At 24.0% G+C, this 16,371-nt stretch carries 21 protein-coding genes; all 21 read left to right on the top strand.

The genetic code is table 4. The features are described from left to right. Positions 1-539 precede the first annotated feature (539 nt). A complete protein-coding gene (locus AACK85_RS03175; protein WP_338969319.1) occupies positions 540-812 on the top strand; it encodes an HNH endonuclease in 273 nt (90 codons plus the stop codon). Positions 813-995: 183 nt separating this feature from the next. Next, positions 996-1,949, top strand: a complete 954-nt coding sequence (locus tag AACK85_RS03170; RefSeq protein ID WP_338969318.1) for a hypothetical protein — start codon at positions 996-998, stop codon at positions 1,947-1,949. 220 nt (positions 1,950-2,169) lie between these two features. Beyond that, a complete protein-coding gene (locus AACK85_RS03165) occupies positions 2,170-2,298 on the top strand; it encodes a hypothetical protein (protein ID WP_338969317.1) in 129 nt (42 codons plus the stop codon). Positions 2,299-2,373: 75 nt separating this feature from the next. After that, positions 2,374-2,706, top strand: a complete 333-nt coding sequence (locus AACK85_RS03160; RefSeq protein ID WP_338969316.1) for a hypothetical protein — start codon at positions 2,374-2,376, stop codon at positions 2,704-2,706. A 19-nt stretch (positions 2,707-2,725) separates the two neighbouring features. After that, entirely contained in the window at positions 2,726-3,082 is a 357-nt protein-coding gene (locus tag AACK85_RS03155) for a UPF0236 family transposase-like protein (RefSeq protein WP_338969315.1), read from the top strand. Positions 3,083-3,183: 101 nt separating this feature from the next. Further along, positions 3,184-4,137, top strand: a complete 954-nt coding sequence (locus AACK85_RS03150) for a hypothetical protein (protein ID WP_338969314.1) — start codon at positions 3,184-3,186, stop codon at positions 4,135-4,137. 306 nt (positions 4,138-4,443) lie between these two features. Then, complete coding sequence (locus AACK85_RS03145; RefSeq protein ID WP_338969313.1) at positions 4,444-5,424, top strand: lipoprotein; 981 nt, start codon at positions 4,444-4,446, stop codon at positions 5,422-5,424. A 492-nt stretch (positions 5,425-5,916) separates the two neighbouring features. Then, on the top strand, positions 5,917-6,369 hold the full coding sequence (locus AACK85_RS03140; protein WP_338969312.1) for a hypothetical protein: 453 nt from the start codon (positions 5,917-5,919) through the stop codon (positions 6,367-6,369). Positions 6,370-6,619: 250 nt separating this feature from the next. After that, the gene (locus tag AACK85_RS03135) at positions 6,620-7,396 is read left to right on the top strand and encodes a hypothetical protein (protein WP_338969311.1); all 777 of its coding nucleotides are present in this window, start codon (positions 6,620-6,622) and stop codon (positions 7,394-7,396) included. Positions 7,397-7,401: 5 nt separating this feature from the next. After that, a complete protein-coding gene (locus AACK85_RS03130) occupies positions 7,402-8,037 on the top strand; it encodes a hypothetical protein (protein WP_338969310.1) in 636 nt (211 codons plus the stop codon). A 67-nt stretch (positions 8,038-8,104) separates the two neighbouring features. Next, on the top strand, positions 8,105-9,037 hold the full coding sequence (truB, locus tag AACK85_RS03125; protein ID WP_338969309.1) for a tRNA pseudouridine(55) synthase TruB: 933 nt from the start codon (positions 8,105-8,107) through the stop codon (positions 9,035-9,037). Further along, positions 9,025-9,741, top strand: coding sequence for a hypothetical protein (locus AACK85_RS03120; protein WP_338969308.1), 717 nt, complete (start codon positions 9,025-9,027; stop codon positions 9,739-9,741). The genes truB and AACK85_RS03120 overlap by 13 nt, the downstream gene beginning before the upstream one ends. A gap of 177 nt (positions 9,742-9,918) precedes the next feature. After that, a complete protein-coding gene (gene rpsO, locus AACK85_RS03115; RefSeq protein ID WP_338969307.1) occupies positions 9,919-10,185 on the top strand; it encodes a 30S ribosomal protein S15 in 267 nt (88 codons plus the stop codon). A gap of 184 nt (positions 10,186-10,369) precedes the next feature. Further along, complete coding sequence (locus AACK85_RS03110) at positions 10,370-10,900, top strand: hypothetical protein (protein ID WP_338969306.1); 531 nt, start codon at positions 10,370-10,372, stop codon at positions 10,898-10,900. Positions 10,901-11,004: 104 nt separating this feature from the next. After that, positions 11,005-11,352, top strand: coding sequence for a hypothetical protein (locus tag AACK85_RS03105; protein ID WP_338969305.1), 348 nt, complete (start codon positions 11,005-11,007; stop codon positions 11,350-11,352). Then, complete coding sequence (yihA, locus tag AACK85_RS03100) at positions 11,345-11,932, top strand: ribosome biogenesis GTP-binding protein YihA/YsxC (protein WP_338969304.1); 588 nt, start codon at positions 11,345-11,347, stop codon at positions 11,930-11,932. The genes AACK85_RS03105 and yihA overlap by 8 nt, the downstream gene beginning before the upstream one ends. A 48-nt stretch (positions 11,933-11,980) precedes the next feature. Next, a complete protein-coding gene (locus AACK85_RS03095; protein ID WP_338969303.1) occupies positions 11,981-12,481 on the top strand; it encodes a hypothetical protein in 501 nt (166 codons plus the stop codon). A gap of 2 nt (positions 12,482-12,483) precedes the next feature. After that, positions 12,484-13,572: a hypothetical protein gene (locus tag AACK85_RS03090; protein WP_338969302.1), complete on the top strand. Its 1,089-nt coding sequence runs from the start codon at positions 12,484-12,486 to the stop codon at positions 13,570-13,572. Between the two features lie 24 nt (positions 13,573-13,596). After that, a complete protein-coding gene (locus AACK85_RS03085; protein ID WP_338969301.1) occupies positions 13,597-14,202 on the top strand; it encodes a hypothetical protein in 606 nt (201 codons plus the stop codon). Between the two features lie 6 nt (positions 14,203-14,208). Beyond that, entirely contained in the window at positions 14,209-14,742 is a 534-nt protein-coding gene (locus AACK85_RS03080) for a hypothetical protein (protein WP_338969300.1), read from the top strand. Positions 14,743-14,823: 81 nt separating this feature from the next. Next, positions 14,824-16,344: a hypothetical protein gene (locus AACK85_RS03075; protein ID WP_338969299.1), complete on the top strand. Its 1,521-nt coding sequence runs from the start codon at positions 14,824-14,826 to the stop codon at positions 16,342-16,344. Positions 16,345-16,371 lie beyond the last annotated feature (27 nt).

The raw sequence follows: 16,371 nt of genomic DNA, 5'->3' as shown, positions 1-16,371 counted from the left end.
GATAATTCAAATAAAATAGACTAATTTTTTGCAGAAATCTCAAAGAGTATAAATGTAAATACTAATGAAAGTAAACTATTTGAAACCATAATGTTGAAAATTTGTGGCAGTAGTAAATTAAGATCAAAATTAATTATGACTCTTGTTGAATTTAAAAAACAAAATCGCTGAAATTTAATAATTAGTTTGTTTGGTACGTATTGATTATTTAATTCATCAAAACAAGAGAAAAATTCTTGAATTGTTAATTTTTTACCATTAAAATCGTTATCTATCCTGAATTTAGTAATAATTATTTAGATTAGATTATTTGTATAACATCCAATAGTCAATGTTGGAAAATTTAATAAATAATGAACAAAATGATATGGTTTTGATGACAATGATTCTTTGAGAAAATAATATTTTCCATTTTAACAGGATATAAAAAATGAAACAAATAACGATCTTGACAAATTAGATTTTAATGAAGTTTCACAAGTACTAAACGATATCAGTTAAGTTAAATTAATAAATAAAAAAGGAGCATAATAATTTTTATGGATTTAAATCAACTAAATATTGACATATGAAATAAAGCAATAGATTGTGAATGTGGTGATGAATCACAAGATAGTGGCGGTAAGCATAAACTTTGTGGTATTTGCAAAGAAACTATGGTTTTTGACGCACACGAAAGTAAAAAAGGACATCAAAATTCAATCTATAGATGAAATATAGATTATATAAGACCATTATCAAAAGGTGGTAAAAACAATTTTGAAAATATGCATGCAGTTCATGTAGAGTGCAATCAAAATAAAATAATCTAAATGATATTTTATATATTTAAAACCGTTAGTTAATCTGCAGTTTTTTGGTTAATAATAAAATTAATATTATTCTAACTCACTAATTGTAATTACAGAAGTTACATTCATGTTGACTTTTAACATTTTGTAGATACAATGAAAATGTGAAAAATAATTTTCACATGAATGGAAGGAATTTATTATATGAAAATATTATTAAATTTATTATCTACAGTAAGCTTAATATCTGGTGGTGCTAGTGGTGTAGTTATTTCAAATAATAGTTATGCAACAATGTTTTCATCATTTTATAGCAGTTCAATTTACAAATTAACAGATGAAGGTAAAATTGATACCTCTGTTGGCGATGGTACTGGAATATTGGAAGATAAAACACTTAAAGGACCTACGGCTTCAATCACGGAATTTTCAAATAATATGATTATAGCTACTATAAATTTAAATGACACCTCAGTTTATAAATTAACAGACGAAGGTAAAATTGATACCTCTGTTGGCGCTGGTACTGGAATAATTTATCAATCACCATCTGCAATAAGAACGGTAATTCAACTTTCAAATGGTCTTATTTTAGCTGGAACAGTTAGTAATTCAATCTACAAATTAAATGATGATGGTACTATTGCAAATATTATAGAAAATCAAACTTTTGATGGTCCTGTTTATTCAATTACTCAACTTTCAAATGGCACAATTTTAGCGGCAACTCGTAATTCAACAGGTACTTCAATCTATAAATTAAATCAAAATGGTACAATTAATAGTATTGTTGCAAAAATTATGGCAGATAGAATTATTTCAATTACTCAACTTTCAAATGGAACAATTTTAGCTTCAACATCAAATCTATTGGGTGAAATCTATAAATTAAATTCCGATGGTACTTTTAATAGTGTTATAGAATCTGGAACTTTAGATGGAATACTTCATACAATTATGCAACTTTCAAATGGTCTTATTTTAGCTGGAACAGATAGAGGGTCAATTTACAAACTAACAGATGAAGGTAAAATTGATACATCAGTTGGTGATGGAACTGGAAAACTGGAAGATAAAACTTTAGATTCAGGCATACTTTCTTTAGTGGAACTTTCAAACGGAATTATTTTAGCTGGAACAAGTTGGACTTTTCATTAATTATTTATAGATAGACAAAATATTTGTTTTGTTCATATTTTTTTATTTATGTGATTCAATTGCAAAATTTAGATATTATCATCAAAAAGAAATATTTCAATCATCACAGAATGAAAAAATTTTGATATTAAAAATACATATATTATGACTTTTATAGAATTAGCAGATTATAATTTTTATAATATTGATAAATATTTAATGAAAGAAGAAAATGACGACTATGATAAAAATAACGTGAATGAATGCTACTTTTTCGCCAATTGAAGCTTATGGTAAACATATAAAACACAACAAATTTATTGTGTTAATTTTAAAATTTTTGATAAGCAAATCACAAGTATTGAAATAGAATCCTAAATTTAAAATTGGTCATGATTCAAATACTGTTAAAGATGACATTAAAAAGCAATTAAGAGAAAAATTTGTGTCAACGGATATCGATACATTTATCACTACTTTTAAACCAGTTGGAAAATACGGATGAAGTATAATCGATAGACATTATGACATCAAGCGTTTGTTATCTGAAGGAAAAATATTTTTCTCATCAAATTTAACTGTAACCAAAAAAATTGGTGACAATGAAATTGTTGTAAAAAAATATGGTCATTTATATGATGCATTATATCGATGCATAAATAATCAAGATAAATTATATCGTGATGAAAAAAGTATCAAAAATAAAAGAATTTTGGATTATATTAATGCATTTGAACATGCCATAAGTTATTGAAAAAGCTATTTATTTCAATGATAAATAATTTTATAATTAATGTATGAAAAATATTAACAGTTATGAAATAAAAATGAACGGATTTAATGTCACAGCATTAGATCAGATTGAATTTTTTGATACAAATCATAAAAATGCTTTAGATGCTTGTGTTCAAGATATTGTGCAGCAAATAGAACAGAAGGATTTAGAAATTAAACACGCTAGCTTCAGATTCAAAGAGGGATGAATTATTGATGGTTATGTATCTAGAAAACTTTTAACTTCATTTGGGGAAATCAAATTTAAAGTTACTAGATATTTTAATAAAATTACAAAACAGTATAAAGTTTTGGTTTTTGATTTTATAGGAATTAAGAAATATGAAAGAGTGGCTACAGAATTCAAACAAAAATATTAACATATTTAAGAGGAGTTACAAAGTATCGATATATTATTAAAGCCTTTCCAAGAGCAATCATTCATAAATCAACAATATCTAGAATATTTAAACAAATTAATTTGGAAGAATTAATAGAGATTGCCCGCAGCAATCAATATCAAATTCCAAATGATATTGTAAAATATGATACTGTATATATTTTTACAGATGATACTTATAAGATGGCATTTGTAGATAAGAAAAAAGGTAATTACAAGCATATAATTAGAAATTTCACTTTTTGTTTGGGGAAGATAAATCAAAAAGACAGTAGAGGCTCAAAGTTAATTCATAAAAGAGTTAAGCATTTAATTTATGAATGCAAATCTGATAAAAATTATAATCTAATTAATAAATCGATAATTTTAATTTATCAAACTGTAAAACAAATGTATGGAGAAAAAGATTGAAAATTTGTTGTAACAGGTGATGGGGCATCATATATAAAAACGTTAGCTAGTCAATTAAATGCAAAAATAGTTTTGGATTATTTTCATTTAGTAAAAGAAATGCGTGTGTTATTTCCGCTTTGAAGAAGTAACAAAGAACATCGCGAAAAATTAGCAGAATTTTTAGCTGCAGTTAGGAAAGATCCAGAATATTTTATTCTAAATTATCTTAACCCTGCAATTAAACATGATTTTATTCCTGGTAAATTAATTCAACTTAAGTATCTAAAAAATTATATAAAACAAAATATACAAGGAATATTAAATTATAAGCAAGATTGATATTTTGGTTCATGCACAGAATCGTGTATTTGACATTTTATTAAGTCAAAATGTGTTGCAAAGACATACAATATTAAAACATTAGATAATATTCTATGCTCTGAAGAGGCGTGAATTAATAATATAAATCCATATGAAATCTGATTAGAAGATATTTATATTGATCAACAAGAACAAATTTATAGCAATAATTTTGTTCCAAAAGAAAGTGATGTTTATCAACACAATATTGATATTCCAATATTAAATTCAAATCTGAAAATAGCTGGTGCATTAAAAGAATTAATGTACAACTATTATTAGAAATAATTAAAATATCATATTTGATATAATTTTTTGCTTGGATAAATTTTAATAAAGTCAAAAATAAAATTTTATTAATTAAAATTATGATATTATTTTTTTGACAAAGGGTTTTTGCAACTTAAAAAATGTCTGTCTTTTATTATTTTTTTAAATTGCATTAAAAAAAAGCTCATATACTCCGATTAAATTGCAACTCCTCCATAGGGTTTATATTGCTAAATAAAAGTGCTATAATAAATATATAAATGTGAATTAGCATTTATTTTTAAGTAATTTTATACATTTAATGAAAGGTTTATATATATGAAAAAATTATTAAATTTATTAGCAGTTTTTGGTTTGGCTTCATCTGTAGCTTCATCTGTTGTTTCATGTGGAAATGTATCAAATGTTAACACATCATTAACTGGTTCAATAGACACATCAGTTGGTAATGGAACTGGTAAACTAGAAGATGGAACTTTGGATGGCAATGTTTATACTATCACTCAACTTTCAAATGGAATTATTCTTGCTGGTACTTCTGGGAAATCTGTTTATAAACTAACAGATGAAGGTAAAATTGATACATCAGTTGGTGATGGAACAGGTAAATTAGAAGATGAAACTTTTGATGGTGCAATAGAAACAATCACTCAACTTGAAGATGGAACTATCTTAGCTGGAACTGATGCCGGTTCAATCTACAAATTAACAGATGAAGGTAAAATTGACACCTCTGTTGGTGGTGGAACAGGAAAACTAGAAGACAAAACTTTTGATAGTCGTGTAGAAACAATCGAGAAACTTGAGAATGGAACCATTATAGTTGGAACACTTTCTGCTTCAATCTACAAATTAACAGCCGAAGGTAAAATTGATACTACTGTTGGTGGTGGAACAGGAAAACTAGAAGACAAAACTTTTGATAGTCGTGTAGAAACAATAGATCAGCTTCCTTTAAAAAAAACTAGTGTTCTTGCTGGAACTTATAGTGGTTCAATTTATAGATTAACAGCAGATGGTAAAATTGATACTACTGTTGGTAATGCAGGAGTAATTGAGAATCTAAAAAAAATAGCTTATGTAATTATTCAAGTTAAAAACGGCGCAGTTATTGTCGGTTCAACTAATGGAACTATTTTTAGATTAACAGATGAAGGCAAAATTGATACATCTATTGGTGACGGAACTGGGAAAATTGCGGATAATTCATTTGAAGGAAGTATGTTATCTTTGACTGAACTTTCAAATGGAATAATCATTGGTGGTTCAAATAGTACTATTTATAAATTAATTAATTAAAAAAATTATTTATCATTAGGAAATGATATTGCTTAATTTAAGAATTAATGTTTATATTGCAATTAACAAATAAAATATCTAGCAGATAGAAATAATGTCTATCTGTTTTTATTTTTTTTATGTTTAAATATTTTGCTTGTTAATTTAAATATAAAATAAAATCATTTTTTATTAAAAATTCAAGAATAGATTATAATATTGAAAACAGTTTATATTAAAAGATAAATTCAAAAAATGATTTAATAATGTATTAAAATAGAATTAAGAATGTGAGTAATTTATAGGAATTTAAAATGTTAAAAATATTTACAAACAAATTAATTAAGCTTTTATTTTATAATCACAAAATTATTATCTAAAAATGATTGAGATTCGATTCAAGCATTTTTAGATAATTTATTTTCTGAATTAAAAAGTAATAGATTCTCAAAATTAGCACAATATAAATATTTGTATAATTACATAAAAAATCATAAATTGGGTATTTTGAATATGCAAAAACAATATGGCCAATCTCATACCGAAGGACAAATAAGTTCATTTATAAAGCAATTATTTGCATATGGCAAAAAAATATATAGTTACTCTGCATTTTGCAATATTTTAAAAATAAAATTCTTAAAGATTAATGGTTATGATTTTAAAAATTTATTATTAATAAACAACGATGAATATTTTTTTAATAAAAATTTAAGTAATTATCATAAGAAATTTAAGAGCTCGTCAGATATTAAATTTTATTTAAATAAAAATAATAGTAGAATTAGTGCATTTACTCCAAATGAAAAATATAGATCAGATATTCATAAATTTTATGAGTTAAGATGGAAGAAAAAAGAGGACAATAATTCAGATAATTATTATTATCTGCAATTTTTTACTTGCATATTTTTATTATTTTATTGTAAAAAATATAGATATTTGATTTTAGATATGTTAAATTAATTGTGAGAGAAGAATTTTCACTAAACGTTTAACTGATACTTTTGATTGAAAAGTATTATTCCCCCAATAATTTTATTCAGTCTTTAGTTCAATTAGGACTATTATTTAGGTCGATTTAGTGTTAATATTTAAGTAGTATTTGATTTTTAATCTAAAAAATAATATATTTTAATATATAAAAAAATAGATTTCATAACAAATATTAAAATTTATTTTATAAAGATAAATCTATAAAATAAGGAGTCGCGATATGACATTAGAAAATTTTTTAATAAAAAAATCATCTAAAAAATCATTAATTGATAACTCACCTACATCAATTCTAATTATTTATAAACAAAAATTAAATTCAAATGCTGTTCAATTTTATTATTTTGATTCGTTTGCGGAAATCATTCCAGGAATAAAACAAAAATTTAATCAAAATGAAATAAAATATCTTTTTGATGCACCTTATTCTGTTTGTTTTTTGTACATAGAGACAGAAGAAAATTTTGATTTTATCACAAATACTGAATTAAAAATTAATGCAAAAAATCAAGGTGCGTTGACCACTAAAATTTTAAATTCGATTAAATTTACTGAAAATTATATGGAAAATTTTTATGCTCAATTTTTATTACAAAGACCAGATTCATTGATAAAAATTGTAGATCGCATAAAACAGAAAAAAAATATAAATAAAGAAAATATTAGTAAATTTTGAAAATCAGAAATTAAAGAAATTTTTAAGGCATCATATTTATTTTCATCAATAAATAGAACAAATAAAATTAATTGTATAGGATTAAATGAATTTGAAGACGAAGAAAATAATGAGACTTATTTTTTTGTAACTTTTTACAATAAAAATACTGATAATTATTTTTTTGAAATAGATAAATTACCGCTGAAATATTCAGAAAAGGATTTTTTAGCAATACTTAAAAAATTTGATCTTTCAATTCAAACTAAAACATCAAATTCTATTCAAACTCAATATAGAAATAAATTTTCTTGACAAGCCATAAAAAATAGCAGAGAATAATTTTTATGAATAAAAAATATGATTATAAAATAGATGAATCATGAATATATAGCATGGATAGTAATCAACCAAAAATTATTAATTTACAACCACAAAAATTCATTACAATTACGGGCAAAGGTAGTCCAAATGATGATGAATATAAAGAAAAATCTAAGGTTTTGTATAGTATTGCGCATTATATAAAAAATATTGAGCAAAAACCGCAATTATGATTTAATTATGAGATTTGACCTTTAGAGATATTTTGAACTTTAACAGATGATTTTAATTGATATTTTGATCAATCAAGATTAATTTATAAAATGATGATTAAACAACCTGATTTTGTGAATGCTGATATGCTCAGTTTTTATATTAATCAATTTATAGATGAAATAGGTAATAAAGAAATTGCTTCACAAGTGAAATTGGAAATTGTTGGGGAGTCTATGGTTTCGCAAATTTTACATACAGGTTATTTTGAAACAGAACCAAAAACATTTGCTATTTTAGACGAGTGATTATACAAACAAGGTTTTGCGAGAATAGAAAAAAATATTCATAAAGAAATTTATTTGATAAATTCAAATAATAATGATCAAACTTTTGTGCCAAAAACGATTTTACGATCAAGAGTAAAACAAAAAGAAATAAAGTAAATTATGTCTTTTCTTAACTAATTTTTTTTGTTATATTTTAGATAGTAAGATAGGGCGGTATTTATACATGATTCAACCATCTGGAATATTGCTGGTTAATAAACCAGCTGGTATAACTTCTAATAATTTAATTCAAAAAATAAAACATAAATTAAATATAAAAAAAATAGGACACGCAGGAACTTTAGATCCATTAGCTACAGGATTAATGGTTATTTTAGTAAATCAAGCTACAAAAATTTCAAATTATTTATTAACAAAAGATAAAGCATATGAAGTTGTTATGCAACTTTTTATAAAAACAGACTCAGATGATATTACTGGAGCAATGATTGAGCAAGAAGTTGCTCAAAAATTAAGAAAAAGAGATATTAAATTAATAATAGATAAATATAATGGTTATATGTATGAACAATTACCACCAATTTTTTCAGCAATAAAAGTAAATGGTGTAAGAGCGTATAAACACGCATTTGAAGGAACTGCAGATACATTAGTTTTAAGTCCAAGAACAGTAACAATTAATAGTTGTAAATTAATTAATTATGATTCAAAAAATAATACAATTACTTTAACTGTGAAATGTTCAAAGGGAACATACATTCGTTCATTGGTGAATGATATTGCAAATGATTTAGGGACTATTGCAACAGTTAAAGAATTAAATCGCATATCATCTGGTGAATTTTTACTTGAACAGGCAAAAACAATAGAAGAAATTCAAAATTCTGATTTAATTTCTATTTATGATGCTTTGATGACAAATTCACAAGTGATAGTAAAATATCATAATGATCGTGATGTCAAACAAGGTAAAACAATAAATTTATTGAATCAAATTGCACCTGTGGTTTTTATTGCAGATAATAAAAATAACATTATTGCAATTTATACTCACACAGCTAAAAATCTATACGTATGTAAGCGAGGCTTATGAGAAGATGATCCAAGTATAATTAAAACTGAAGCAGAAAGTGATGATTATCAATGAAATATATAAATATACAAGATGATATAATGAATTTTAAATTAAATGAGGATGTAATTGTTACAATTGGTAATTTTGATGGTTTACATAGAATGCACAGATTAATTTTCCATAAAGTACAAAATATCGCCGGTAATTCTAAACTTAAGAAAGTTTTAATTACATTTGATAAAAAAATTTCAGATAAAAAAGATTCGTTTGCCGGAAGAATTTTATCGCCAACGGAATTTAAAAAACGATTAGAAAAAAATTTTGAATTTGATTATGTCATTGAACTTGAAATTTCAAAAAAATTAATTGAAACAGGAGTTGATAATTTTTTAAAATGATTATCAAATAATTTAAATGTTAAAAAAATAGTTATTGGTGAAGATTTTTCATTTGGCCATAAAGCAGAAGGAAAGGTCAATGATTTAAAAAAACATTTTGGTAAATCGAATGTATATGTAGAAACTAGAAATGGAGATATTTCTTCATCATTAGTTAAAAAAGCTTTAGCAAATGGAGAACTTAGAAAAGTTAATTTTATGCTTGTAGAACCTATTGTTTTTGTATTTAATGACGAGAATAAATTAATTTTCCCAGAAACTGCTGTAAAATCAGGAACATATAGTTTTCATGATTTGAATCGTTTAAGAACCTTTGATTTAGATGAAAATCGTTATGCCAATAATTTAGGTGATAATAGAATTATCGAAGTTTTAAAAATAAAGTAATAAATTATAGTTTGAATCAAAATGACTTGCCTTTTATATAATTAAATTTAAATTTCTTTTTAAAACAAATAATTTTTTTGTTATAGTTATATATGGATTTGGTAACCATTAAGTTGATTTTCCCTTGAATTTCTATTTGATTACCGGTTTCTAAAAAAACAAAGAAGGGGATTTAAAATGATTTCAAAAGAAAGAAAAACAGAAATTATTAATGCATATGGTGCTACAGATAAAGATACAGGAAGACCAGAAGTTCAAATTGCTTTATTAACTGAGAATATTGAAAATTTAACAGGACATTTACAATTACATAAAAAAGATATTACATCACGTAGATCGTTATTAAAAAAAGTTGCGCAAAGACGTCACTTATTAAATTTTTTAATAAAAACAGATGTAGAAAGATACAAAACAATAATCGCAAAACTAAATATAAGAAAATAACTATTTATAAGGTGAACCCCACTTTTGGGGTTCACCTTATTATAATAGTTTTTTTATTTTTAAACCTTTAAAAAAACAGTAGATAAAACTTAAAATTCGTGCTATAATATAGAAGTATTTTAGCGAGTAGTCAGGTTACGACGCTACTAAAATGAAGATCAATCAGAAAAGGATGGTTATTTATATGGCAGCAAAAAACAAATTAGCTATTGAAAGAGCGGCTCGTAATGCAGCTAAGCAACGTCATTTACAAACACGAAAAAAAGATACAGATCCAAAACCTACAAAAATTAAAAATGAAACTGTTAAATTATCAGAAGTTCAAGAAAAATTTATTTGAGAAAAAGGTGAACCTGTTTCAGGACATAATCAAAATATTTATCGTCGTGATATTGCAGGAGCACTTTTAAAAATTCAAGAAAAAAATTTGGAATCAGAATTTGGATGAGTTTTAACTTTAATAGATCCAAAAGCAGAAGCAGATGATGTTAACAATATTGTTGCAATGCACTGAATGAATGCAAAAATTAGACGTGAAAATGGAATTCCTTGAATGGCACCTGTTGTTGGTTCATATGATACAAAAGAAACATATAATAAATTATTAGATCACAAGGTTTCTGGAGATGCATTAGATAAAGCTAAAAAAACTAATTTATTCCAATCAAATATTGTTGAAGCTAGAAAAATTAATATCAAAATCCGTAAAGGTTAAAATAAAAGGCTTCATGGCCTTTTTTTTATTTGTAAAATTTAATTATTTAATTGAAGTGTTTGACATAAAAAATTTGCTATAATTCTAGCAAAGGGGATTATTATATGAAAAATGAAAGAGATTATATAAATAAATTTTCAATGAATAGAAGGGAAAGTTCAGATATTAAAAACGTCTTTAAAAAAGAAAAACATATAAATTATTATGATTGTATACAAATGTTGCGTTATAAATTTATTTCATTAAAAGCAACATATGAACCAAAAAAAGAAGAAAACAGAAATTTATATTTAGAAAGAGATATTGATAATTTAGAGAAAGAAATTTATTTAATGGAAGTTAAATATAATGAAAAAATAGGAAAAAAAATGCGTCAAAAAAAACTTGATTTATTCAAAAATTTAGATGATAAATTATTTGGAAGAACTTTAAATGTATTAAGAAATGATTAAACAAGCATCTTTTATAACATCAGCTGCAGATAAAAATGGTTGAATTAATGATGATATTTCTGAAATTTGTTTTGTGGGTAGATCAAATGTAGGGAAATCGTCGCTTATAAATGCCTTAACAAATCAAAAATCACTTGCAAATACATCGTCTGTTCCGGGAAAAACTAGATTACTTAATTTTTTTTCAATTAATAATAACAAATGACGAATCGTTGATGCACCAGGTTATGGTTACGCAAAAATTTCTCTATCACAAAAAGAAAAATTTGCAAATTTAATGGAAGACTATCTTACTTTAAGAAAAAATCTTAAATTTGTATGTCAACTAATTGATTTAAGACATAAACCTTCAAATGATGATATAGATATGTACAATTTTTTGAAATATCACAATATTCAAGTTTGAATAATTGCAACAAAATTAGATAAAATTAAAAAAAATGATATGAAAAAAAATATAGGAATTATTAAATTGACATTAAATTTAATTGATTCTGATTCTTTTTTTGTTGTGTCAGTATCAAAAAATAACAAGCAAAGTATACAAACTTTAAGCGAAAAATTGGATAATTCTTTGTAGAAATTATCTTTTTTTGGTTTAATTAAACATTTAGATAGGAAATAGCAGATGACATTAAAACAATTTAAAAAAAAGTTGGCAAATAAGCTTTTTTTTCTAGAAGCAACCGAAATTGAAGAAATAATAAAAAAATATGAAAATTTAATATTAGAAGAAATACATAAAGGTAGTATTGAAGAAATTGTGCTGCAGCAATATAGTGTAGAAGAAATAGTAAATAAAACTTATTTTGATTTACCCACAAAAAGAAAAGAAGAATTGACAGTAAATAGAAAAAGAAGTTCAATGCAAATATTTGGGGAAATTATAGGATTTTTCTGAGCATTATTGTTTGCATCTCCATTTTTAATATTATTTGCAGCTTCCTTTTTGTTTATATCTTTTTTTGTATATATTGCTGGAGGAATGTGATTTATAGTTAGGTATATAATTTGTTTTACAATCAAAATATTTAATCCTAAATCTGCACTTGCAGAAAAAATCAGACAGACTAATTTTTTCTTATTTCCATGAATTGGTAAAGTAATTTTTAAGAAAGGTAACAAATAAATATGACAATCAAAAATGTAATTAAATATACAAACAAAACTATTCAAAAATTAAGAAAATCACTTTATTTTTTGGATACAGAAACAAAAGAATCGATAATTAAAAATTATCATAACCAAATTAGTGAAATGTTTAAACAAGGTTTATCTGAAAAAGAAGTCTCAGATAAAATTAATATTGAAGAAATTGCACTTAATGCAAGAAACGAGTTTTCATCTCACACAATAAAATTAGCTAAAGCAAAGAAAAATTCAAATGTTATTTTTCAAATCATAGCTTTACCATGAATGTGATTATTTTTTTCACCACTTTTTATTTTATTTGTGACTTTTTTACTTTTAACTGTTGGTTCGCCAGGTGTATTTTTTTTCAGTTTCATTTCATTTAATATATTAGATTTTTGAAGAGCGGTTGCATTAATTTACGGAGGTTTATTCGCTACTGTTTTATTAATTTTGATTTCATTTTTTTTAATGGCCGTTACTTGAATACCTACAAGATCTTTATTAGTATGAACAATTCAAATTTTTAATCCCATTTCATTAAGCGCAGCAAAAATAAAAAATTTTAGTTTTTTAAAATTATTTAAAAAAATACCTAAATATTCAAAAATACTAATTTTAGCAAGTTTCTTAGCTTTGGCTGGTATATCAATACTATCTAATTTTTCTTCAAAAAATACATTGTATGGATCAATGTTATATGATAATTTTTTTCATAGTCAAAAATTAGTAATTTTAGATAATAATTGATTATCAATAGATAATATTGATTATTCAAATAAAATTTCAAACGACAAAATAGAGTCTTTAAAATTTACAATTAATGGATTTGACGCGGTTCGTTTTGATAAATCATCAATTGAAGCAGAAAATATTGATGGTGTTGATGATGTTTTAGACATTACAAGATATTATAATACAAAAGAAAATAATAAATATTCAATAACAACAAACTATAATGAAAAAGATAATGTTTTTATTATTAATGCTAACTTAAGTTGACAATTTTATTCATTTAGTATTTATGAAAAATTACATATTGATACACTACCATATTATGAAAATTCCTTTGATAAAATAACAAAATAAAATTAAAATGAAAGTGTGAATGAAATGTCTTCAATTAATTTAGGAATAATAATTTTTTTTAGCATTTGAATTTTAGCACTTATTGTATCTGGTATACTTGGTTGAGTTTATCAAATAAAACATAAAACTTTCAAAATAGTAAGAGAAGAAATTAGACAAGAATTAATAAAGTACAAAGATAAAATTAATTTGGAAGCTATAAATATTAATTTCGAATTACCAAACAATGAAATTTCATACGTTTTAATTGAAAATATATCTGTTATTGAAATTGATAATAAAAAATATATTAAAAAATTTTCTAAACAAAATAATTTTAAAGAAACTGAAAATGAAGATTCTGATTTTGCTTGAGAAAATGATTTGTACAAATTAATGAATAATAAAAAAATAATTTGAGATTATGATGGCAAATTGTATGCAACAAATTTAAGAATCATGATAGATGCACCAATGAATTATATACAAATTTCGTATAAGGATATAAAAAATTTATTTTCAACAATTATTTATGATAATAAAGAGTATTATTTTGGATTTATTATTTACACAGATAATAAGATTTATAAAATAAAAACATCTGATATAAAATCATATTGTAAACTAAAGAAAATTTGAAAGGAATCGTAGATATTAATGATTAATTCATTTGTTATTTCCACATTTGTAGTCTTTCTTATATCGTGAGTACTGATTTTGTTTTTTGTTTTTGATACATTTAAAAGAATGTATCAAGTTAAAAAATTCTTTAAAATAGCAAAACAAAAATATGTTAATAAGACTAATATTATTTTAATTTTTATTTATTGTTTATTGTTTAATATTTTTATTCCGATTGTATCTTTAATTATGATTTCATTATATTTGGTTAATCATATTATTTTAATTGGTTATTTTGGAATAGGTATTTGTATTTTTGATTTGATAGTATTTATAATTTTTATTATTTGTATAAACAAATTAAGAATGAACAGCATAATAGTTAATGCAAAGGATAATTTAATTTTCACAGATTTAATAATTTCATATAATAATATATTGAAAATAGTTTTTGATTTTACTCTGCGATGAATATATTTTTACTACAATGATAATGATAGTAAATCATTATATAAATTTAAATATTCTCATAATTTAAAAATATTTCTAGATGCAAAACAAGAAAATTAATTGTAATCTATTTTGATTAGAAATTCAACAGATATTCGCAAAAATATGCTATAATTATAGTAATTAAAAGTGGGCGATTTCATGGAAAAACAAAAAAAAATTATAAATATATTTAACGTTATGTCTTTAGTGCTATCAATAGTTGCGGTAGCTGGTTTACTTTATTCATTTCTCGATGGATTTAAAAATTATGCAGGATCAGGTATTGCTGCACAGAATAGACTATCAACATCAAACAATATTTGAGATATAACATCAATTTATAATTTTTCATCAACAGTTATTCAATTTAATTTTGGATCATTATTTGTCATAATTTTCGGAATTTCAGGTTTGTTATTTTTAATAACATTTATTTTTCAAATAATTAATGCGGTTAATGCAAAAAAAGGTGAATGAAAATCAATGTTTGTATTTTCAATATTATGTGTAATATTTTCATTTATGGGTTTATTGGCTGCTGCGTTTCCGATGATTGTAGCATTTTTGTATACAAATATTTTAAATAATTCTACTCAGACGGGTAAAATTACTTTAAATTTATTTGTACAAATTTTTATGGATCTTAATGCATCTGCAAATACTAGTTTAATACCATCATTTAGTATTGATGGTATTAATACAAGTATTTTAAATATTTTTGGGATACAGGGAGATAATTTACAAGCTTTAGGAACAAATTCAATTGGTTTCTTTACAATGATCGGATTATCAGTTTTAGCATTATTGATGGTTTTAATTTTATTGTTTGATTTCTTCAAATTAATTTTTAGTAAAATAAAAAATAGAAAAACATCACCACCAATATCAAATTTGACAGAATCAACTTTTTCTTCAAATTTAATTCCAAATGCATTTTCAATTCAGGAATTAAGAAGTTTAGTTAATGGAGTGTATGATCAAAAGCAAAAAAAAGACTTATTATCAAAACTTTCTTCACTTGAAAAACAACAACAAAATTATAATTCAATAATAAATAAATTAAATTCTGTAGCTGAAAATAAAAGAGAAGGTTTAAGAATTAAAGCTAATGGTTTGATGTCAAGAATGAATTCTGCAGCAAACGAAATTAGAATGTCAATTTCTAATTTAACTTTATCAAATGATTTTAATAATTCAAATCCAATGATGAATAATCAATTTAATACTCAACAACAATCACCATATAATCAAATGCCATATCCTGCAATGCAATCAAATATGAATCCAATGATTAATTCATCAATGATGAACCCTGCAATGAATGCAAATCCAATGCTAAATGGCAATCCAATGTATAATATGAATCCAATGTATAATATGAATCCAATGATGAACCCTGCAATGAATGCAAATCCAATGCTAAATGGCAATCCAATGTATAATATGAATCCAATGATGGGTATGCCTGGAATGGGTGGTATGGGTATGATGAATCCATCGATGAGTGGTATTCAAAATATTATTCCAATACCAACTCCATATCCAATTTATGTACCATATACACAACCATCAATGCCACAAATGCAACAACCAATGAATTCATCAATGAATCCATCAATGATGAACCCACAATTTAATAATATGCAACCACAACAAAATCAAAATTTTCAAAATAAATAATTAATTAATAATAAGGTGGAATAGATA

This window comes from Spiroplasma endosymbiont of Labia minor, assembly GCF_964019845.1.
Taxonomy (GTDB): domain Bacteria; phylum Bacillota_I; class Bacilli_A; order Mycoplasmatales; family Mycoplasmataceae.
Note: the sequence above shows the minus strand (reverse complement) of the source record. Positions and strands in the feature narration are given on the sequence as shown.